General features: G+C 64.4%; 21 protein-coding genes. 7 read left to right on the plus strand and 14 right to left on the minus strand.

Annotation, left to right across the window (positions count from 1 at the left end; translation table 11 throughout):
• Positions 1–84 precede the first annotated feature (84 nt).
• From ACK8CP_RS02240 to ACK8CP_RS02250, 3 genes are all read right to left on the minus strand, one after another.
• Complete coding sequence (locus ACK8CP_RS02240) at positions 85–1,074, minus strand: CAP domain-containing protein (protein WP_414833211.1); 990 nt, start codon at positions 1,072–1,074, stop codon at positions 85–87.
• Positions 1,075–1,218: 144 nt separating this feature from the next.
• Complete coding sequence (locus ACK8CP_RS02245; protein WP_414833212.1) at positions 1,219–1,680, minus strand: EF-hand domain-containing protein; 462 nt, start codon at positions 1,678–1,680, stop codon at positions 1,219–1,221.
• 313 nt (positions 1,681–1,993) lie between these two features.
• Positions 1,994–2,533 (minus strand): cytochrome b, encoded by a 540-nt coding sequence (locus tag ACK8CP_RS02250; RefSeq protein ID WP_414833213.1) that lies wholly within the window; start codon positions 2,531–2,533, stop codon positions 1,994–1,996.
• A 182-nt stretch (positions 2,534–2,715) separates the two neighbouring features.
• Between ACK8CP_RS02250 and ACK8CP_RS02255 the strand changes: the two genes are divergently transcribed.
• Entirely contained in the window at positions 2,716–3,084 is a 369-nt protein-coding gene (locus tag ACK8CP_RS02255; RefSeq protein WP_414833214.1) for a PH domain-containing protein, read from the plus strand.
• Between the two features lie 207 nt (positions 3,085–3,291).
• Here the strand turns inward: ACK8CP_RS02255 and ACK8CP_RS02260 are convergent, their stop codons facing one another.
• On the minus strand, positions 3,292–3,465 hold the full coding sequence (locus ACK8CP_RS02260) for a hypothetical protein (protein ID WP_234628541.1): 174 nt from the start codon (positions 3,463–3,465) through the stop codon (positions 3,292–3,294).
• Between the two features lie 58 nt (positions 3,466–3,523).
• Positions 3,524–3,898, minus strand: coding sequence for a hypothetical protein (locus ACK8CP_RS02265; RefSeq protein ID WP_128291443.1), 375 nt, complete (start codon positions 3,896–3,898; stop codon positions 3,524–3,526).
• A 167-nt stretch (positions 3,899–4,065) separates the two neighbouring features.
• On the opposite strand from ACK8CP_RS02265, the gene ACK8CP_RS02270 reads away from it, so the two are divergent.
• Complete coding sequence (locus ACK8CP_RS02270) at positions 4,066–4,557, plus strand: class I SAM-dependent methyltransferase (RefSeq protein WP_414833215.1); 492 nt, start codon at positions 4,066–4,068, stop codon at positions 4,555–4,557.
• A 95-nt stretch (positions 4,558–4,652) separates the two neighbouring features.
• Here the strand turns inward: ACK8CP_RS02270 and ACK8CP_RS02275 are convergent, their stop codons facing one another.
• Positions 4,653–5,141: a ferritin-like domain-containing protein gene (locus ACK8CP_RS02275; RefSeq protein ID WP_414833216.1), complete on the minus strand. Its 489-nt coding sequence runs from the start codon at positions 5,139–5,141 to the stop codon at positions 4,653–4,655.
• A 410-nt stretch (positions 5,142–5,551) separates the two neighbouring features.
• On the opposite strand from ACK8CP_RS02275, the gene ACK8CP_RS02280 reads away from it, so the two are divergent.
• From ACK8CP_RS02280 to der, 5 genes are all read left to right on the plus strand, one after another.
• Positions 5,552–6,127 (plus strand): NnrU family protein, encoded by a 576-nt coding sequence (locus ACK8CP_RS02280; RefSeq protein WP_414833217.1) that lies wholly within the window; start codon positions 5,552–5,554, stop codon positions 6,125–6,127.
• Positions 6,128–6,191: 64 nt separating this feature from the next.
• Complete coding sequence (gene panB, locus ACK8CP_RS02285; protein ID WP_234628536.1) at positions 6,192–7,019, plus strand: 3-methyl-2-oxobutanoate hydroxymethyltransferase; 828 nt, start codon at positions 6,192–6,194, stop codon at positions 7,017–7,019.
• A 125-nt stretch (positions 7,020–7,144) separates the two neighbouring features.
• Positions 7,145–7,990, plus strand: coding sequence for a tetratricopeptide repeat protein (locus tag ACK8CP_RS02290; RefSeq protein WP_414833218.1), 846 nt, complete (start codon positions 7,145–7,147; stop codon positions 7,988–7,990).
• 36 nt (positions 7,991–8,026) lie between these two features.
• Complete coding sequence (locus ACK8CP_RS02295) at positions 8,027–9,343, plus strand: PQQ-binding-like beta-propeller repeat protein (protein ID WP_414833219.1); 1,317 nt, start codon at positions 8,027–8,029, stop codon at positions 9,341–9,343.
• A 22-nt stretch (positions 9,344–9,365) separates the two neighbouring features.
• Positions 9,366–10,763 carry a ribosome biogenesis GTPase Der gene (gene der, locus ACK8CP_RS02300; RefSeq protein WP_414833220.1) on the plus strand — a complete coding sequence of 466 codons (1,398 nt, stop codon included), beginning with the start codon at positions 9,366–9,368 and terminating at the stop codon, positions 10,761–10,763.
• A gap of 49 nt (positions 10,764–10,812) precedes the next feature.
• On the opposite strand, the gene ACK8CP_RS02305 is transcribed toward der, so the two are convergent.
• The 8 genes from ACK8CP_RS02305 to rpsR all read right to left on the minus strand — a co-directional run bounded on the left by ACK8CP_RS02305 (position 10,813) and on the right by rpsR (position 18,929).
• On the minus strand, positions 10,813–11,559 hold the full coding sequence (locus ACK8CP_RS02305) for an SDR family NAD(P)-dependent oxidoreductase (RefSeq protein ID WP_414833221.1): 747 nt from the start codon (positions 11,557–11,559) through the stop codon (positions 10,813–10,815).
• 2 nt (positions 11,560–11,561) lie between these two features.
• Positions 11,562–13,031, minus strand: a complete 1,470-nt coding sequence (gene purF, locus ACK8CP_RS02310) for an amidophosphoribosyltransferase (RefSeq protein ID WP_261214422.1) — start codon at positions 13,029–13,031, stop codon at positions 11,562–11,564.
• Between the two features lie 3 nt (positions 13,032–13,034).
• Positions 13,035–13,658 (minus strand): CvpA family protein, encoded by a 624-nt coding sequence (locus ACK8CP_RS02315; RefSeq protein WP_414833222.1) that lies wholly within the window; start codon positions 13,656–13,658, stop codon positions 13,035–13,037.
• 55 nt (positions 13,659–13,713) lie between these two features.
• Positions 13,714–15,105 (minus strand): DNA repair protein RadA, encoded by a 1,392-nt coding sequence (radA, locus tag ACK8CP_RS02320; protein ID WP_414833223.1) that lies wholly within the window; start codon positions 15,103–15,105, stop codon positions 13,714–13,716.
• Positions 15,105–16,235: an alanine racemase gene (alr, locus tag ACK8CP_RS02325; protein ID WP_414833224.1), complete on the minus strand. Its 1,131-nt coding sequence runs from the start codon at positions 16,233–16,235 to the stop codon at positions 15,105–15,107. The genes radA and alr overlap by 1 nt, the downstream gene beginning before the upstream one ends.
• Before the next feature lie 35 nt (positions 16,236–16,270).
• The gene (locus ACK8CP_RS02330) at positions 16,271–17,758 is read right to left on the minus strand and encodes a replicative DNA helicase (RefSeq protein WP_234628530.1); all 1,488 of its coding nucleotides are present in this window, start codon (positions 17,756–17,758) and stop codon (positions 16,271–16,273) included.
• A 227-nt stretch (positions 17,759–17,985) separates the two neighbouring features.
• Entirely contained in the window at positions 17,986–18,600 is a 615-nt protein-coding gene (rplI, locus tag ACK8CP_RS02335; RefSeq protein WP_234628529.1) for a 50S ribosomal protein L9, read from the minus strand.
• Between the two features lie 80 nt (positions 18,601–18,680).
• Positions 18,681–18,929, minus strand: coding sequence for a 30S ribosomal protein S18 (rpsR, locus tag ACK8CP_RS02340; protein WP_026379016.1), 249 nt, complete (start codon positions 18,927–18,929; stop codon positions 18,681–18,683).
• Between the last annotated feature and the right edge of the window lies 1 nt (position 18,930).

The raw sequence follows: 18,930 nt of genomic DNA on the forward strand, positions 1-18,930 counted from the left end.
CACCGGATTTGCCCGCGAAAGCTGGTGCGGGGCTTGACGCTAAGGCAACGATCTTCCGAATTGTCTTTCTGTTGCGCAAAAAGCCTATTTTCCAGCAAGAACCGCAACGGCCATCTTCTTGCCTTCGCCATCGGCCGCGATGACGAGGCCAATCCCCGTCAAATCATTGTTGAGAAGCATGGTCCGGTAGTCGTCGTTCTTGAGCCATTGTCCGAGGAAGAAGCGGACGTCCGCGTCCGTCGCCTCCGTCCCGCATCCGCTGCAACTCCCGGCCACCACCCGGAAACGCCGGAAGGTCGTTTCGTCCGGTAAGGCGGTCTGGAGGTTGCGGAGATCGTCGAGCGATGCGCCCTTCAGTGTCTCGGGCATCATCTCGGAGGCGGTCGCAACCAGAGATTTGTCGGCAAAGACGCTCTTTTCGTCGGAGCGGGCCGCGTTGATGAGGTCTGCGGCCAGTTCCGATTGGGCTTCTGGGGCGAGCGGCGTCGTTTCCGTCGTCTCCCCGTTGCCCTCAGCCGTTTGCGGTGTGCCCGGACCGGCGAAATCCTGCACCGCGTAGCGGCGCCCGTCCGGATTCTCCGCAAGGCCGAAGCCGTATTCCGTGAGGCCTCTGCGCAGGATGTTGGCGCGGTGTTCGCGGCTTTGCATCCAGCCTTCGTGCAGCTTTTCAACCGCGGCCCGATCGGCCGGAACCGGGCAGCCGCGGCAGCTTGCAATGTTTTCGGCGACGAGCCGCCCGGGATTGCCGCCGGCCGCCTGATAGCGATCCATGACGGTGCGCCCCTCGGGCGTGGTGTGGCTGTAGTACTTGCGCTCCAGCATGTCGCGGGCATGCGCCTGCGCCGCCTGGTCCAACGTCTCGCTCAGCGTGAGTGGCGGGAGGTGGGCCTCGCTGCGGGCCTCGTTGACGAGGCGCAGGCTTTCCTGCCGCAGAGCATCCATCTCGTTCGGTCTCGCGGCCGGTGTCCTGACCGGTGTCTGGGCCGGTGTCTGGGCCGCAGCCGTATCGAAGACGCCGGCGAAGGCGAGGAGAAGCGCAACGGCACGAGCAGAGGTGAGGGCGAAACGAAACATGGGATGCCTTGGACGCAGTATTGACCCGGGGTCAACACTTCAAATGGCGCCATGCTCCGCGGGGAGGGCGATGAAGTGTCCGTCGAGATTTGGATCCTGCCGCGTGGGCGGCAGGATCGGCGTCAGATGGAGCCGTTTCGACGCTCAGAAATTGCGTGATGCCGCAAACTCCGCCGGCGTCACGCGGCCGTCTTTGTTGTAGTCCGCCGCGGCAAAACGGCTCTTGCCCGAGGCCATGAATTCGTCCCGCGACAGGCGACCATCCTTGTTGGTGTCGGCCTGGGTGAAGCGCGCTTCCTTGCGCTGCGTCATCTGGGCCGCACGCGGGCCCTGGCCGCCGCCCGGACCGAAGGCGAAGCGGACGGACATGTATTCGTCCTTCGTCAGCTGGCCATCGCCGTTGCTGTCCATCGTATCGAAGACGGACTGGTGCCAGGCGGTCGCTTCGTCCAGCGAAATCACGCCGTCGCCATTGGTATCCATGGCGTCGACGCGGGCGGCCATGCCCTGTCCCATGCCTTGACCCATGCCGCGGCCCATACCCTGGCCCATGCCGCGTCCCATGCCTTGGCCCTGGCCCATACCCTGGCCCATGCCTTGACCCATGCCTGCGCCGGGACCCTGTTGTGCCCATGCGGGCGACAATGCCATTGCAGCAGCCAGCACAGCGGGCGCCGCAATCTGCACAAATGCCCGTCTCGGTGCGGTGCGATCGTTTCTCATTTTCGCTCTCCTTCCGACACGTGCCCCCTCAGGCCTACATACACCTTCTGCGTGGCATTGCCTTGACGGAAGGCAAGGCGTTCTGCGTCTTATTCACGCGTTCGAATGGAATAATATCAAAAAGAAAGCCGGATGACGGGCGGTCATCCGGCTCAAGTTGGTCCAATGAAAAGGGATATCGGAAAGAGGGGCGCCCTCAGCGGCCGGGCGCCACCATGCGCAAAAGAGACGGGCGCGTGACCCAGAGCTTCAGAGCCCCCAGGACATGCACCAGGAAGAGAACGAGGATCACCTTGCTCGTGACGACGTGCACCGTCTCGAACACCTCGTGCAGGGAGTGGTTCTCGGTGAGCGGGCTCGGGATCGTGAACAGGCCGAAGACCGGCAGCGGCCGGCCCGCGGTCCAGATGGTCATCGGGCCGGAGATGATGAGGATGGTCAGGCAGAGGAGAAGGCCGACCTGCACGACCCGTGCGAAAATACGCAAGGCGGGCGCTTCGTCCGGACTGTCGGGCAGGGTGCTGAAGAGCCGCCAGAGAACCCGCCCCGCCAGAATGACGAAGAGGGCGACACCGACCGATACGTGCAGATCGAGCGCCGCGGTCCTTTCCGGTCCGCGGGGCAGGTCTTCCATCTGATTTCCAAGGAGCCAGAGGGCGATGATGCCCGCGGCTGCAAGCCAATGGATGGCGAGCGAGAGCGCGCCATAACCGCTTCGAGTATCTTCAACCTGCATACGCGTGCTTCCCCTAAGGAATGGCGATGCGGCTCTCATATATCCGAACGCGAATGTCAGCCAATGAAGCTTTGGTAAGGAAGAAAGCTGCGGCATAAGCAGCGATCGCGGAACATGCCGCAAATCGGGCCGTTTTTCCTGGGACCCACCGCTTTTTGCGACATCCTGCCCCGGAGACCAGAATGCCAAGCCAAGCCGAGCCGCTCTATTCCGCCCATCCCTCGATGTTCAAGTCGAGCCCGCTTCTCTTCATCATCTGCGTCGTCACGATTCCGGTCCTCGTGGGCCTGATCGTGATCATCGGCTGGTACATCAAGACCCGCTCGGAGCTGTTCACGATCACCGCCGATGAGGTGCAGTACGAGGTTGGGCTCTTTTCCAAGCAGATCAAAGAGATGAAGCGCAGCTCCGTGCGCTCTGTGAGCGTCGACCAGTCGTTCGTGGACCGGATCGTCGGCGCCGCCAAGGTGACGATCTATTCCGCCGGCGATGAGCCGGAGATCGTCGTCAGCGGGCTGCCGGAGCCCGGACGGTTGCGCGAGCTTCTCTAGAGGAGGGATTGCGGCGCGAAACCGAGAGGCCGGCGGCGCGAACCCGCGCCTGCTGGCCGACTCTCGTCGAACTGTGCCGAGAGATGCTAGAAAGACAATTATGGCCGAACCATCGGATGCCGGATCATCCGCCCGGCTGATCCGGACGTCCAGCTTACCTCACTTTGGGCCGTCGCGATCTGGAGCGGGTGCTCGGTCGGAAAAGGCTCAGAGGCCCGGCTTGCCGCTCGTCAGGCCTTGCGCAGCCTTTGCCGAACCCGCCGGCGCCCGGCCTTTTGCCCGCGACACGACCGGGGGGATGCTGGCTGCCAGCTGCCGGTCGGCGTTGTTGCCGTCAAAACGGGTGGATCGCTCCGTGAGAAATGTCTGCGTCGTCTTCATGCTGTTCCCTTTCCAACACTGATCGTGAGGCTTCTCGCGCGGAAAATTTTTCCTCGTTTCAGCCTTCTCCTGCCATGCCCGGAAAGAGCGGTTCCTCCTGACCCGTCTGTCCGTTGATCTGGTCGAGCCAGGCGCGGACATGTTCTTGGGTGTAGGCCTCACGGCTGAGCTCGTTCTCGTCGATGCGTTCCGTGATGTCGTCGAAGAGAAGCTCGTGCGTCGTGCCGGAAAAGGCCGCCGCATCGACGCCGTCGGTCGTGCCGATCTGATAATTCGGATCGAGCCCGTGTTCGGTCTTCACCAGGCGAAGCTGCAAGGTGTCCGTCGCCGCGCCAAGCGCCTGAGAGGCGAAGTCGAAATTGCGCAAAATGCCGGTGACGAAGGCTTCCGGGTGGTGCAGACGACCGACTTGCGGAATCTGAAAATCACTCATGATGGTCCTGTGGTTGCAGGTCTTCATGGGCAATGGCGGCGGGGCCGCTCCGGTTCCCGAGGAGACCCGCGCGTCGTCGCCGGCTTTGCCGACTTGGCGTCGAGCCCCGTTCATGCCACAGCGGGCTTGCGCCGAACTGAAGGACGCCGAACTGAAGGACAAAGTCGATGAGCCGCCTGGAAAGCACCATCAACCGCCTGATCGCGCAAAAGGTGCTGCTCGATCATGTCGCCACGTTGATCGGTGCGCGTGAAGGACCGGTCTTCGAGCTCGGTCTCGGCAATGGCCGCACGTTCGATCATCTGCGCCAGATTTTTCCGCAGCGGGATATTTTTGCCTTCGATCGCGCGATCCGCGCGCATGCGGGCTGCATCCCCGATGCGGAGCATATGGTGGTGGGCGATATGCGCGACACGCTGCGGCTCGTGCATCCGCGCGTGCCGGCCAAGCCCGTGCTCATCCATGCGGATATGGGGGCAGGGGATCCAACGGCCGATCTTGCGACGCGGGAATGGCTGTCCCCGCTGGTGGCCGCCTGGGCGGCGGATGGCGGCTATGTGCTGAGCGACAGGCCTCTCGAATTGCCAGGCTTCGCCGAACTCGAGCGCCCGGCCGAGGCGCCCGTCTCGCCGCATATTCTCTATCAGAAGGCCTCTTGAGACCCAGAAGACAGCGGTGGACGGCAGATGCAGAAAGCCCCGGCTGAGCCGGGGCTTTGCAGGGTCCGGCAGATGCCGGACGAAGCCTCGGCAGATTACGCCGCCTTCTTGTTGAGTTCGCTCTCGCCAACCTTGCTGAGTTTGGCGTCGGCGCTCTTTTCTTCCGCAAGGGTTTCGCCGAGCCGCTTCGCGGCTTCCTTGTGGCCGAGACGATGGGCCCAGGCCTCCAGAGTGCCGTAGCGGGCGATCTCGTAATGCTCGACGGCCTGCGCCGCGGCGGCCATCGCTGCGTCACGCGTTTCACCGTCCGAGATCTCGCTCATCAGCTCTTCGGCTTCGGTGATGATGCCCTGGATCGCCTGGCAGGTTTCGCCTTCCGGCTTGACGCTGACGAGGCCGAAGACAGCCTCCAGGCGATCGACGTGGCCCTTGGTTTCTTCGAGATGCGTCTCGAAGAGATTCTTCAGGTCCTTGTTTGTCGCCTTGTCGGCCATTTTCGGCAGCGCTTCGAGAATTTGCTTCTCGGCGAAATAGATGTCCTTCAGCGTGTGAACGAAGAGTTCTTGCAGATTCTGCATAGCCATTGGTGTCTCCCTGTCTTCGTTATGAAGAAGTCACCAGGAAAACCTTGTGGCGTGGCGGCTCGTTCCGGCCGCAGAGGCGTTTTTCGTTTAGCCGTCGTGAGAGGCCGGAACTCCGCCAGGGAATGTGTCAAATGATTGGCAGGACGGGTGTTTTCGGCTCCGCCGCGGGATCTGGAATGGCGATTTCAGGGGCCGGCAGATACGTGCGAACGCACGCGCCGACGCGCTCCACTCACGGCAAGTAGTTTTGGTGGAGGCAAGCGTTTTCTGATGCGCGGGTGGGGCGCATGCGTCAGGGAGACACCCCGCCTCATTGTTTGTCGCGGCCAAAGAAGCTAGCCCTTTCTTGAACCGTTCCATGCGGGCCGCGCCGGCGGTCCGTTTCCTTGGGCGTTGGGGAGCCTCGTCACATGTTTGTCCTGATCCTGGGCCTCATCCTCTTTCTCGGCGCCCATTCGGTGCGCCTTTGGGGCGAGGATTTTCGTGATCGCATGATCGCCGAGCGCGGCGATGGGATGTGGAAGGGCCTCTACTCGCTCGCTTCGATCGTCGGGCTCGTGCTCATCGTCTGGGGATACGGCCTGACGCGTCTCAACCCGATCGATGTCTGGTATCCGCCGATCTGGACGCGGCACCTTGCCATTCTGCTCAACGCGGTCGCCTTTGCCCTGGTGGCGCTCAACGGCTCTCCGGGGCCGATCCGCGCGGCCGTCGGGCATCCGATGGTGCTCGGCGTCAAGGTCTGGGCGTTCGCCCATCTCCTCGCCAACGGGCGTCTCGGCGACATCCTCTTGTTCGGCGCCTTCATGGTCTGGGCGATCGTCGATTACGCCGGGTCGCGTCGTCGTGATAAGCGCGAAGGCATCGTGCGCATGGCCGGTCCGTGGAAGCCGGAGCTCATTCGTATGGCGATCGGGCTTGCGCTTTGGCTTGTGTTCCTGCTCTTCCTGCATCAATGGCTGTTCGGCGTCTCTCCGCTCGGATGAGCACGGGCCATGCCGGTGCTCTCATAGGGCGCCCGAAGAGACAGTGACGGATTGAGGAGGCAGCTTGTCCAAACATACGGTTTCGCGCCGTCTGACGGCGGTCGACATCGCGCGCCGCAAGGGCGGCGAGAAGGTCGTCTCGCTCACGGCCTATCACGCTCATACGGCCGGGATCGTCGATCCTTTGGTCGACTTCATCCTCGTCGGTGATTCGCTCGGCAACGTCATGCACGGGCTGGAGACGACGGTTCCCGTCACCCTCGACATGATGATCTTGCAGGGGCTCGCCGTGATGCGCGGCTCGAAGCGGGCGCTGGTCGTCGTCGACATGCCTTTCGGCTCTTATGAGGAAAGCCCGCAGCAGGCGTTTCACAACGCCGCGCGCATCCTGAAAGAAACCGGTGCCGGGGCCGTGAAGCTCGAAGGCGGCGTCCATATGGCCGAAACGGTCGCCTTCATGACCAAGCGCGGCGTGCCGGTGATGGGCCATGTCGGGCTGACGCCGCAATCGGTCAACACGATGGGCGGCTTCCGCGTGCAGGGGCGTTCCGAAGAGGGCCAGAAGGCGCTCGAGGACGATGCGATGGCGATCTCCGACGCCGGTGCTTTCGCCATCGTCATGGAAGGCATCGTGGAGCCGGTGGCGCGCCGCATCACCGAAAAGGTGCCGGCGGTGACGATCGGCATCGGTGCCTCGCCGGCCTGCGACGGGCAGGTGCTCGTGCTCGAAGACATGCTGGGCCTCAACGAATGGGTGCCGAAATTCGTGCAGAAATTCGGTTCCCTCAGGACGCATATCGAGGAAGCGGTGACGGCCTATGCCGAGGCCGTGCGTGAAGAGCGCTTCCCGGGGCCGGAGCACGTCTACCAAGAGACCAAGAAAGAGGCCTGAGGGCGATCCGGGACGGCCGTTGCGCGGTGTGCGCAAAGTGGCTAGGTTCCGGCGCGCTTCGCAAGGCTCAACGTCAATCCACGGAACAATAATCGGCAGGCCGGGACGATTCCCCGAAGAGGTAGATGACCCACGACGACCGTACATCTGACCACTTCATCCGTGAAGTGGATGAGGAGCTGCGCCGCGAGCAGCTGAAGACGCTTTGGGAGCGTTTTGGCTTCGTCATCATTGGCGTCTGCATTCTGATCGTCGCCATCACCGCGGGGTATCGCGGCTATGTGTGGTGGCAGTCGAAGAAGGCGGCCGAGGAAGGCGACCGGTATCTGACGGCGCTCGAAGCCATCGATGCCGGCAATGAGGCGGAGGGGCGCGAGACGCTTGCGGCCCTGGCGAAGGACGGCGGCGGCTACGGCATGCTCGCCCGTCTGCGCAACGCCGAGATTCTGGCCAAGACCGACGAGACGGCCGCGATCGCCGCCTACGACGAGGTGGCGAACGACGGTGGCGTCGCACCGGTGATGCGCGATCTGGCGCGGGTGCGGGCCGGGCTTCTCGCCCTCGATGCGGGCGACCTCGACGGCGCGGAAAGCCGCGTCTCGTCTCTCGACGAAGCCGGCAATGCCTGGCGCCACACGGCGCGGGAAATCCTCGGCATGGTCGCCTATCAGCGGGACGCGCTCGAAAAGGCCCGCGATTATTTCGTGGCGATCGACCAGGATGTGCAGGCCCCGCAGGGCGTGCGCAATCGCGCCGGCCTGATGATCAGCGTGATCGACGGGCAGCTTGCGCCTTCTCCTTCGGCGGACGCAGCGTCCGGCGACGACGCACCCGAGGCGGAGGCTCCTGTCTCCGGGGACGCAACGGGTGACACAAGCGGGCCCGCATCGGCGGACGAGGGCGCGCAAAATACCGAAAACGGGTCTGCCGACGCGAACAGCGGCGCATCCGACACACAATCGACGCAATAGAGCCGTTTTGAGCGAGCGAGAAAGCGGGCGGGAATCATGACCACGCAAACGAAATTCGCGGTCCGACTTGCGGGCATCGCTTTGACGGCAGCGCTGCTTGCAGGCTGCAGCAACTTCACGAATCCCTTCAGCAGCAAGGAAGAGATTCTGCCGGGCGAACGCCGCGCGATCGCCGGTGTCGACGACGCAGACCGAGCCGCCGGCTCGCCAGCGGTCGGCGGGGCGAGCGCGATGCAGGACTGGACGCAGCCCGGCGGCAACGCCGCCAATGCGCCCGGCAATGTGGCTCTTTCCGGCAATGCCTCACAGACGGTCTTCCGTGCGCGGGTGTTCGGCACCGGCAAGCGCGCGGCGCGTGCCTCGGCCGCGCCGCTTATCGTCGGCGGCAACATCTACGTCTACGACGCGGCGGGCACCGTGACGGCCCTTTCGACGGGCGGCGGCAAAGCCTGGTCTGTCTCGCTGGCTCCTGAGAAGGAAAAGAGCCGTTCGCCGGGCGGCGGTATCGCCTATTCCAATGGCATGGTGATTGCCGCGACCGGTTATGGCGAGATGGTGGCTCTCGATCCCGCGACCGGCGGGCGCGCCTGGTCTTATGACCTCAAGGCGCCGGCACGCTCGGCCCCGAGCGCGGCGGGCGGCAAGGCCTATGTGGTCACTTCCACCAACGTTCTTCACGCCGTCAATCTGGTCGACGGTTCCGAAGCCTGGACCTATCCGGGCATTCCGGAAAATGCCGGTGTGCTTTCGGGCGCGAGCCCGGCCGTCGTTGGCAACACGGTCGTCGTGCCTTATTCGTCGGGCGAGGTGATCGCGTTCGATGCCAATAAGGGCGATCTCAAATGGGCCGATGCGGTCATTCGCTCGACGCGCACGCTCGCCGTCTCCGGCCTGACGGATGTCGCCGCGAGCCCTGTCGTTTCCGACGGTGTCGTCTACGCCACCGGCGTGTCCGGGCGGACGATCGCCGTCAAGCTCTCCAACGGCGAACGGCTCTGGGAACAGAATCTCGGCGGTTCGTCGACACCGGTCGTCTCCGGCAACGCGCTCTTCCTGATCGATCTGCAGGATCACATGGTGGCGCTCGACCGGCGCACCGGCAAATTGTTCTGGGAGACCGAGCTGCCGGTGGTGCGCAAGAAGCGCTTCTTCTCCACCTGGGTCGGGCCGATGCTCGCGGGCGGGACGCTGTGGGCGGTTTCGAACGACGAGAAGCTGATCGCGGTCGATCCGGCGAGCGGCAAGATCGTCGGCGAGCGCTCCATCCCGGCAAAGGGTCTCCAGCGCCCGATCGCGGCCGGCGGCAGGCTCTACATCGTGACCAGCGACGGATCCTTGTCCGCGCTGCAATAAGAGAGACGGGGCGGCTTCTGCGATGTCTTTGACCGTCGCCCTCGTCGGGCGCCCGAACGTCGGCAAATCGACGCTCTTCAACCGCCTCGTCGGGCAGAAGATCGCGCTCGTCGACGATCGGCCTGGCGTCACACGCGATCGCCGCGAGGCTCCGGCCAAACTCGGCGATCTCGATTTCATCCTGATCGATACGGCCGGCCTCGAAGACGCCGCCGACGAGACGCTCCAGGGGCGCATGCGTGCGCAAACGGAGCGGGCGATCATCGATGCCGATATCTCCGTTTTCATGGTCGATGCGCGCGTCGGCATCACGCCCGACGACGAGCATTTCGCCCGGCTGATCCGCCAGGGCGGCAAGCCGGTCGTTCTCGTCGCCAACAAGGCTGAAGGGCGCGCGGCGGAATCGGGTCTTCTCGAAGCCTATTCGCTCGGCTTTGGCGAGGCCGTCGCGGTCTCTGCCGAGCATGGCGTCGGGCTTCCGGATCTCTATGAGGCCGTCGTTGCGACGCTCGGCGAGAAGGCCGCCCTTTATCTTCCCAAGGAAGAGACGGGCGAGGACGAGGCAGCCGAAGGCTCGGGCGGGGAAACCCGCACGCTCAAACCCATCCGCGTTGCGATCGTCGGACAGCCGAATGCCGGCAAGTCGACGCTGATCAATCGAATGATCGGCGAAGAGAGACTTCTGACCGGACCGGAAGCCGGGATCACGCGCGATTCGATCGCCGTCGACTGGACCTGGCGCGGGCGGCCGTTCCGGCTCATCGATACGGCGGGCATGCGCCGCAAGGCGAAGGTGATCGACAAGCTCGAAAAGCTCTCCGTCGGCGATGCGCTGCGCGCCATCCGCTTTGCCGAGGTCGTCATCATCGTCATCGACGCGACGATGCCGTTCGAAAAGCAGGATCTGCAGATCGCCGATCTCGTGGCACGTGAAGGACGCGCCCTGGTTCTCGCCCTCAACAAATGGGACGAGGTGCGTGATCCAGACGGGCTGCGCCGCGAATTGCAGGCCGATCTCAGCGAGACGCTCGTTCAGGTGCGCGGCGTGCCGCTCATCCCGATCTCGGCGCTTACCGGTTCCGGCATCGATCAGCTTCTGGAAGGTGTGAGCCGGATCTACGAGACGTGGAACCGGCGTGTGGCGACGGCCGCGCTCAATCGCTGGCTCGATCATCTGATCGCGCGCCATCCGCCTCCTGCCGTGGCCGGCCGCCGTCTGAAGATCAAATATCTGACGCAGTCGAAGACCCGGCCGCCGACGTTCTTTCTCGCCTGTTCGCGGCCCGAGGCTCTGCCCGAGGCGTATAAACGCTACGTCGTGAACGGCCTCAGAGAGGATTTCGACCTCAAAGGCGTGCCGATCCGGCTGATGACGCGCGGCGCCAAGAATCCGTACGAAGGAAGGGGCCGGAAAGGCTGAACGCCTCCGGCCTTTATTCAAGCTCCGGTGCCGATCTCAGGCCTGAGGCTCAGGCCGGGGCGTGAAAGTCCTGAAACGCCTTGGAGCGGAAGTCGAAGAGGACATCGCTCCGCTCGAAATCGGGCGCTGCGAGCTTCACGAGGTCCGGTGCGATCTCGGAGGGATGCGGCAGCGTCTCGGGATCTTCACCCGGCATCGCTTGCGCCCGCATCGCCGTGCGCATGGCGCCCGGATCGACCATCACCACCTTGATCGGGGATTTCTGCGTCTCGTGCGCATAGGTGCGCGCCAGGGCTTCGAGCGCTGCCTTGGAGACCGCGTAGGGGCCCCAGAACGGCTTCAGGCTGTGCGCGACGCCCGACGAGATGAAGATCGCCCGTCCGGACTCGGAGCGTTTCAGAAGCGGATCGAGCGAGCGGATGAGGCGCCAATTGGCGGTGACGTTGATCGCCATCACCTTGTCCCAGTCCTTCGCCTGCACGTGACCAAGCGGCGACAGGGTGCCGAGAATGCCGGCATTGGCGAGGAGAATGTCGAGGCGTCCCCAGCGCTCGTTGATGGCGCCGCCGAGACGGTCGATGCCCGGCCCGTCGGTCAGGTCGAGCGGCACGAGGGTGGCAGCGCCGCCGGCGGAGCGAATCTCGTCGTCGAGCTCTTCAAGCGCGCCTTGCGTGCGGGCGACGGCGACGACATGGGCGCCGGCCTCGGCCATGGCTTTGGCGGCAAAATAGCCGATGCCACGCGTCGCGCCGGTGACGACGGCGATGCGGCCGGCAAGCGGTTTTTGGTCAGTCATGATTATCCGGCTTCAGACAACAGGTTGAGCTGGCGGACGGTGCCGACCGATTCGCGGTCGGTGAGGCGCGTCGGGTATTCGCCCGTGAAGCAGGCGTCGCAATATTGCGGCTGCGCCGCGTTGCGGGCCTCTTCGCCGACGGCCCGGTAAAGCCCGTCGATGGTCAGGAAGGCGAGGCTGTCGACGCGGATGAAATCGGCCATTTCCTCGATCGACATGCGCGAGGCGAGGAGCTTCGCCTTTTCCGGCGTATCGACACCGTAGAAGCAGGGATTGGTCGTAGGCGGGCTCGCGATGCGCATATGCACTTCGGCGGCGCCGGCATCGCGCACCATTTCCACGATCTTGAGCGAGGTCGTGCCGCGGACGATGGAATCGTCGACGAGCACCACGCGCTTGCCCTTGAGGATCGCCGAATTGGCGTTGTGCTTCAGCTTCACGCCCATATGCCGGATCGAATCGGAGGGCTCGATGAAGGTCCGGCCGACGTAATGGTTGCGGATGATGCCGAGCTCGAAGGGGATGCCGCTCTCTTTCGCGAAGCCGATGGCGGCCGGATTGCCGGAATCCGGGACCGGAACGATGAGGTCGGCCTCCGCCGGCGCTTCGCGGGCGAGCTCCATGCCGATCTTCTTGCGCGATTCATAAATCGACGCGCCGGCGATGACGGAATCGGGCCTGGCGAAATAGACGTGCTCGAAAATGCAGAAGCGCGGGCGCTCGCGCTTAAAGGGCCGCAGCGAATCGATCGAATGGTCGGTGATGACGATCATCTCGCCCGGCTCGATCTCGCGCACGAACCGCGCGCCGATGATGTCGAGCGCGCAGGTCTCCGAAGCGAGCACATGGGCGCCGTCGAGATCGCCGAGAACCAGCGGGCGCACGCCGAGCGGATCGCGGCAACCGATCATCTTCTTTTCCGACAGGGCGACCAGCGAATAGGCGCCCTCGATCTGGGTGAGCGCATCGATGAGGCGGTCGATCAGCGGCGCCTTCTGGCTCGTGGCGATCAGATGGATGATCGTCTCGGTGTCGGAGGTCGATTGGAAAATCGAGCCGCGGTTTTGCAGGTCGCGCTGCAAGGTGCGGGCATTGGTGATGTTGCCGTTGTGGGCGACCGCGAAGCCGCCGCCGGCGAATTCCGCAAACATCGGCTGGACGTTGCGCAGAACCGGGGCACCGGTCGTGGAATAGCGGTTGTGGCCGATCGCCTTGTCGCCCTGCAGGCGTGCGATCACCTCCGGCGCGGTGAAGTTGTCGCCGACATGGCCGATGTGGCGCTCCACATGGAACTGGCGCCCGTCATAGGAGATGATGCCCGCCGCCTCCTGGCCGCGATGCTGGAGCGCATGCAGGCCGAGCGCGGTCAGCGCTGCAGCCTCGGGATGACCGAAAATGCCGAAGACGCCGCATTCCTCGTGGAACTTGTCGTCGCCGGTGGCCTGGAAGGGATGTGCGGGAAGGATCTGCATGGCCTATTGCGAGAGCTGGCGGTTGAGGGCGTTCTGATCGTCGGCATCATAGAAGCCGGCGGAACCGGTGGCGTCGCTGGCGTTGCCTGCCGGTTGGGCACGGCGCTCGGCGTCTTCCTGACGGAAGCGTTCGATGATCTCCGCTTCCGGATCTTCCGGCAGCGCGTTCATCAGATCCTGACCCATGGAATCGAGCCAGGGTTTGGAGCGCGCATCGGCGATCCAGGTCGGCTGATGCTCGGGCGAGATGAAGAAGTTGAGGAAAAGCACCGCGATCACGACGAGGAGGAGGCCGCGCGCCGCTCCGAAAACGAAGCCGAAGGTGCGGTCGAGAGGACCGGCCTTGGAATCGAGAATGAAGTCGGAGATGCGCATCGTCACCAGTGAGACGACGATCAAGGTGATGAAGAAGATGCCGGCCACCGTCAGGCCGAGCGCCACCGTGCGGTCATCCACATATTGCTGGGTGTAGGGCAGGAGATCCTGCCAGAACATATAGGTGACGATCGCTGCCACCACCCAAGAGGCGATGGAGAAGACCTCACGGGTGAAGCCGCGGATCATGGCAAGAACCGCAGAAATGAACATGATCAGCAGGAGAACGCCGTCGAGTAGCGTTATCGGCATTGCAGGTGGTTCCCTCGTCCGCGATAGATGACGGCGCGTCGTGGCATCGCCGAGCTCACTGATGGTTGCGGTCCCGGCCGCTTTGTTCCTGGGCGCGTGCCGCAAAGGCGGCCACCATATCGGCCAAGGTCGCGATCTTGTCCAGAGCCAGCCCGGTCACTGTGTCCTCGCTGCCCGCTTCGGGCAGAAATGCTGTGCGAAAGCCAAGTTTTTCCGCTTCCTTCAGCCGCTGTTGGCTTTGTGCGACGGCACGGATGGTGCCTGAAAGGCTGACCTCGCCGAAATAGATACTGTCGGGCGGCGTCGCAACCCCGGTGCGCGAGGAGATGAGCGCCGCCGCAATCGCCAGATCGGCGGCCGGCTCGGCTATGCGAAGCCCGCCGGCGACGTTGAGATAGACGTCGAACTGGCCGAAACGAAGGCCGCAGCGCGCTTCGAGCACGGCCAGAAGCATGGCGAGGCGATTGGGGTCCCAGCCGACGACGGCGCGCCGCGGCGTGGCGAGGCTCGATTGCGAGACGAGCGCCTGCACCTCGACGAGGAGCGGCCGCGTGCCTTCCATGCCGGCAAAAATCGCCGTGCCCGGGCTTCTCGCATCGCGTTCGCCGATGAAGAGATCGGACGGGTTGGCGACCTCGCGCAGGCCGTCGCCGGCCATCTCGAAGACGCCGATTTCCGAGGCCGGGCCGAAGCGATTCTTGACGGCCCGCAAAAGACGGAAGCGGTGGCCGGCATCGCCTTCGAAATAAAGCACCGCGTCGACCATGTGCTCGACGACGCGCGGTCCCGCGATCTGGCCGTCCTTGGTGACGTGCCCGACGAGAATGACGACGGCGCCCGTCGATTTGGCGAGGCGGATGAGATTTTGCGAGGCAAGCCGCACCTGCGTGACCGTGCCGGGCGCGCTTTCGGCGAGATCCGTCCACATCGTCTGGATGGAATCGACGATGACGACATCGACCTTCGGCCCGGTCTTCAGCGTCGCCAGAATGTCTTCGATATGGGTTTCGGCGGCGAGCTGCACGGGCGCATCGACGACGCCGAGGCGCTCGGCGCGCAGACGCACCTGGTCGATCGCCTCCTCACCGGAGATATAGACGACTTGCCTTCCGTCGCGGGCGAGCGAGGCCGCCGCCTGGAGGAGGAGGGTCGACTTGCCGATGCCCGGATCGCCGCCGACGAGAAGGGCCGAGGCCGGCACGAAGCCGCCGCCGGTGACGCGGTCGAGTTCGGCGATGCCGCTCGTGAGGCGCGGCGGGCTCTCCGTCTTGCCCGAGAGCGGACGCAGCGCGACGACATTGCCGCGTCCTGCGGCCGTCGAGGCGGGGGCGGCCGGGCCTTCCTCCTGCAGCGTGTTCCATTCTCCGCAGGCGTCGCAACGCCCCTGCCAGCGCGGCCAGACGGCCCCGCAATTCACGCAGACATATTGCGTCTTCGGGCGCGCCATCAGGACGGGCCGCCGCTTTCGACGCCGCCGATGTAGCGGCGATGGGCGCGGCGGGAGAGATTGGTCAGAAGCTCGTAGGAAATCGTGCCGGCATGGCGCGCGACGGCATCGATATCGACGTTCGGGCCAAAAAGTTCGGCCGTCTTGCCGGGAAGCGCGAGGCCTTCCGGAATGTCGGTGACGTCGACCGAAATGAGATCCATGGAGATGCGCCCGAGCAAGGGCGCAAGATGCCCAGCGATCGAAACGAGGGCGCCCGACGCCATGTCCGAGGAGCCGGCGGCGCGCAGATAGCCATCGGCGTAACCGGCGGAGAGGATGGCGATGCGCGTCGTCCGCCGCAAGGTTTCGAGCGCGCCGTAGCCCACTGTCTCGCCGGGATGGCCGGTGCGCACCTGCAGGATGCGCGCTTCTGCCGTGACCACGGGGTCGGAAACCGCCTCCGGATGCGAGGCGCCGCCGTAGAGGGCGATGCCCGGCCGGCAGAGCTCGTGGTGATAGGCGCGCCCCATATGGATGCCGGCCGAATTGGCGAGCGAGGCGCGCGGCAGCCCGAGCAGCGCCTTGGCATGTGCGAAGCGCTCGCGCTGCCTCTCGTTCAAGGGCTTTTCCGGCTCGTCGGCGCAGGCGAGATGGCTGATCATGAGATCGATGCCGGGTCCCGGGCCGCCAGCCTCGGCAAGGGCTTCGGTGTCCGCAAGCGACAGGCCGAGGCGGTTCATGCCGGTATCGACGTGAAGCGCGGCCTTGTCGCGGCCCGGCCATTTGCGCCAGCTCTGAAGCTCGCCGAAATGGCCGAGGACCGGAGAAAGACGTGCCTCGCGGTAGAGCTCCGCCGCTTCAGCGAAAAAGCCGGCGAGCACATAGATCGCGGCCGTTTCGGAGGGCTCGTGGGCTGCCAAAGCGGCACGCAGGGCGGCCCCTTCTTCCGGGACAGCGACGAAAAACGTCCGGCAGCCCGCGGCAAACAGGGCCGGCCCGGTCATCGCGATGCCCGTTCCATAAGCGTCCGCCTTGACGACGCCTGCGCATTCGGCCGGCGCGACGAGGTCTTTCAGCCGGCGCCAATTGCCGACGAGGGCGTTCAAATCAATGGTCAGGCAAAGACCGGCGGCCGCCTCTTGGCTCACGTCTCCAACCTCGCGCAAACTGGAATCATCAAGGCTCAATCGTAACGTACCGGAAGGCGCTCTTCGTGGGCCAGGGACGAGAAGCGCGTCACGTCGGCCTCGAAGGCGAGATCGATCGTCCCGGTCGGGCCGTGACGCTGCTTGCCGACGATGACTTCGGCACGGCCGGCGACACCCTCCATCTCCGCCTGCCACTTGAAGAACTCCTCGGTGCCTTCCTTCGGCTTCTTGTTCTTCAGGTAATATTCCTCGCGGAAGACGAAGATGACGACGTCGGCGTCCTGCTCGATCGAACCCGATTCGCGCAGATCCGAGAGCTGCGGGCGCTTGTCGTCGCGCGCCTCGACCTGACGCGAGAGCTGGGAGAGGGCGAGCACCGGAACGTTCAGCTCCTTGGCGAGGGCCTTCAGGTTGGTGGTGATCTCGGTGATCTCCTGCACGCGGCTGTCGGAGGAGCGTTTCGAGGAACCCTGGATGAGCTGCAGATAGTCGATGACCAGAAAATCGAGGCCGCGCTGGCGTTTGAGACGCCGCGCGCGGGCCATGAGCTGGCCGATGGAGATGCCGCCGGTCTGGTCGATGTAGAGCGGCATTTTCTGCATTTCCTGCGCCGCGACGACGATCTTGTCGAACTCTTCCTCGTGGATGTCGCCGCGCCGGATCTTCGATGAGGGGACGGCGGCCTGCTCGGCGATGATGCGGGTGGCGAGCTGTTCCGACGACATTTCCAGCGAGAAGAAGCCGACGATGCCGCCATCGATGGTCTTCATCGTGCCGTCGCCCTGCTGCTCGCCGCGCCAGGCGCGCGCAACATTGTAGGCGATGTTGGTGGCGAGCGCCGTCTTGCCCATGCCCGGGCGACCGGCGAGGATGATCAAGTCCGACGATTGCAGACCGCCCATGAGGCGGTCCATGTCGTCGAGGCCTGTTGCGATGCCCGACAGGTGGCCGTTTCGCTCGTAGGCGGCGGCCGCCATGTCGATCGCGGTCTTCAGCGCGTCGCCGAAACCCTGAAAGCCAGTGGCCCCGCGCCCCTTCTCGGCCAGTTCGAAGAGCGATCTCTCGGCTTCCTCGATCTGGTGGCGGGGCGTCATGTCGACCGGCGCGTCATAGGCGACGTTCACCATGTCCTCGCCGATGGTGATCAGCGAGCGGCGGAGCGCCAGATCGTAGATGGTGCGGCCGTAATCCTGGGCATTGATGATCGTCGCCGCCTCATAGGCGAGGCGGGCGAGATATTCCGCAATGGTGATCTCGCCGACCCGCTGCTCCTCGTTGAGGAAGCTCTTGAGGGTTCGCGGATCCGCGATCTTGCCGACACGGATCAGCTGGCGCGCGACCTCGTAGATCCGCTGGTGCAGGGGGTCGTAGAAATGAACGGGTTCGAGGAAATCGGAGACCCGGTCGAGCGCGTCGTTGTTGATCAGGATGGCGCCGAGAAGCGCCTGCTCGACTTCGATATTATGAGGCACCTGGCGAGGCGAAATGGGCTCGGCTTCGCGTAAACGGGCTGCGGCTGTCATGGGACCGTCGTTGGTTAATCGCCCCTTACTAGCAAGCCTGCCGGGCGTCGGGGCGAGACGGTGCAGGGTATGAGTCTTTTCCTAGTTGTTCCTTGTCAGGAACGACAAAATACCCGTTCGGGCTTGACCGCGATCTCGTTGTCGCACGCCGACTCATACCGAACAAAAGAGCAACAAAAAAGGGGCGCCCGCAAGCGCCCCTTTCGATAATCCTCAGGAGAAGGCGATTATTCGCGCTCCTCGGCCTCCGCGTCGACCTCGGTCGGCTCGAGCTGCAGATCCTCGGGATTTTCGAAGACCTCTTCGAGCGCTGCGGCCTCTGCATCCTCGGTCTCTTCGTCATCGAAGCGATCGCGGCCGGAGAGGTTCTCGCCACGTGCCTGACGCTCGGCCTCATCGGCGTTGCGGGCGACGTTGAGCGTGATCGGAGCCTCGACCTCGGGATGCAGCGAAATCAGAATCGGATGCAGACCGAGCGTCTTGATCGGACGATCGAGCCAGACCTGGCTGCGCCCGACCGTGAAGCCGTCCTCGCCCAGAATCTCGGCGATGTCGCGGGTCGAGACGGAGCCGTAAAGCTGGCCCGTTTCGCCGGCGGAGCGGATCACGCTGAAGGTCTTGCCGGCGAGCTTTTCGGCCACCGCGTCGGCTTCCTTCTTGGCTTCCAGGTTGCGCGCTTCGAGATGCGTCTTCTCACGCTCGAAACGAGCCTTGTTGGCCTCGGTGGCACGCAGAGCCTTGCCTTTGGGCAGGAGGAAGTTGCGGGCGTAACCGTCACGCACGCGCACTTCGTCGCCCATCTGGCCGAGCTTAGCGACGCGCTCCAGAAGAATGACTTGCATTTCTATCTCCTTGCTGTCCCGCCTGGCCGTGGCCGGCGGTTAGAGGCGTCAGGCAGGCCGACGCCCCAACGGGTTGGATCTTACTTCAGGACGTAAGGCAGCAGGCCCAGGAAGCGGGCGCGCTTGATGGCCTTGGCGAGCTCGCGCTGCTTCTTGGCGGAAACCGCCGTGATGCGCGAGGGAACGATCTTGCCACGCTCGGAGACATAGCGCTCCAGAAGCTTGACGTCCTTGTAATCGATGCGCGGCGCATCTTCGCCCGAGAACGGGCAGGATTTGCGGCGACGGTGAAAGGGCCGACGGGTCGGCAGCTGTGCGATATCGACCATG

This window comes from Afifella sp. YEN Y35, assembly GCF_047553465.1.
GTDB classification, from domain to species: Bacteria; Pseudomonadota; Alphaproteobacteria; order Rhizobiales; family Afifellaceae; genus Afifella; species Afifella aestuarii.

What these genes read in the sequence shown, in the direction of transcription:
- ACK8CP_RS02240 (WP_414833211.1), bottom strand. Translation starts at nt 1,074, where the DNA reads ATGTTTCGTTTCGCCCTCACCTCTGCTCGTGCCGTTGCGCTTCTCCTC.
- ACK8CP_RS02270 (WP_414833215.1), top strand. Translation starts at nt 4,066, where the DNA reads ATGAGCCGCCTGGAAAGCACCATCAACCGCCTGATCGCGCAAAAGGTG.
- ACK8CP_RS02295 (WP_414833219.1), top strand. Translation starts at nt 8,027, where the DNA reads ATGACCACGCAAACGAAATTCGCGGTCCGACTTGCGGGCATCGCTTTG.
- ACK8CP_RS02250 (WP_414833213.1), bottom strand. Translation starts at nt 2,533, where the DNA reads ATGCAGGTTGAAGATACTCGAAGCGGTTATGGCGCGCTCTCGCTCGCC.
- ACK8CP_RS02245 (WP_414833212.1), bottom strand. Translation starts at nt 1,680, where the DNA reads ATGGGTCAAGGCATGGGCCAGGGTATGGGCCAGGGCCAAGGCATGGGA.
- ACK8CP_RS02290 (WP_414833218.1), top strand. Translation starts at nt 7,145, where the DNA reads ATGACCCACGACGACCGTACATCTGACCACTTCATCCGTGAAGTGGAT.
- ACK8CP_RS02260 (WP_234628541.1), bottom strand. Translation starts at nt 3,465, where the DNA reads ATGAAGACGACGCAGACATTTCTCACGGAGCGATCCACCCGTTTTGAC.
- ACK8CP_RS02275 (WP_414833216.1), bottom strand. Translation starts at nt 5,141, where the DNA reads ATGGCTATGCAGAATCTGCAAGAACTCTTCGTTCACACGCTGAAGGAC.
- purF (WP_261214422.1), bottom strand. Translation starts at nt 13,031, where the DNA reads ATGCAGATCCTTCCCGCACATCCCTTCCAGGCCACCGGCGACGACAAG.
- ACK8CP_RS02265 (WP_128291443.1), bottom strand. Translation starts at nt 3,898, where the DNA reads ATGAGTGATTTTCAGATTCCGCAAGTCGGTCGTCTGCACCACCCGGAA.
- ACK8CP_RS02330 (WP_234628530.1), bottom strand. Translation starts at nt 17,758, where the DNA reads ATGACAGCCGCAGCCCGTTTACGCGAAGCCGAGCCCATTTCGCCTCGC.
- radA (WP_414833223.1), bottom strand. Translation starts at nt 15,105, where the DNA reads ATGGCGCGCCCGAAGACGCAATATGTCTGCGTGAATTGCGGGGCCGTC.
- ACK8CP_RS02280 (WP_414833217.1), top strand. Translation starts at nt 5,552, where the DNA reads ATGTTTGTCCTGATCCTGGGCCTCATCCTCTTTCTCGGCGCCCATTCG.
- rpsR (WP_026379016.1), bottom strand. Translation starts at nt 18,929, where the DNA reads ATGGTCGATATCGCACAGCTGCCGACCCGTCGGCCCTTTCACCGTCGC.
- ACK8CP_RS02255 (WP_414833214.1), top strand. Translation starts at nt 2,716, where the DNA reads ATGCCAAGCCAAGCCGAGCCGCTCTATTCCGCCCATCCCTCGATGTTC.
- ACK8CP_RS02315 (WP_414833222.1), bottom strand. Translation starts at nt 13,658, where the DNA reads ATGCCGATAACGCTACTCGACGGCGTTCTCCTGCTGATCATGTTCATT.
- rplI (WP_234628529.1), bottom strand. Translation starts at nt 18,600, where the DNA reads ATGCAAGTCATTCTTCTGGAGCGCGTCGCTAAGCTCGGCCAGATGGGC.
- der (WP_414833220.1), top strand. Translation starts at nt 9,366, where the DNA reads ATGTCTTTGACCGTCGCCCTCGTCGGGCGCCCGAACGTCGGCAAATCG.
- ACK8CP_RS02305 (WP_414833221.1), bottom strand. Translation starts at nt 11,559, where the DNA reads ATGACTGACCAAAAACCGCTTGCCGGCCGCATCGCCGTCGTCACCGGC.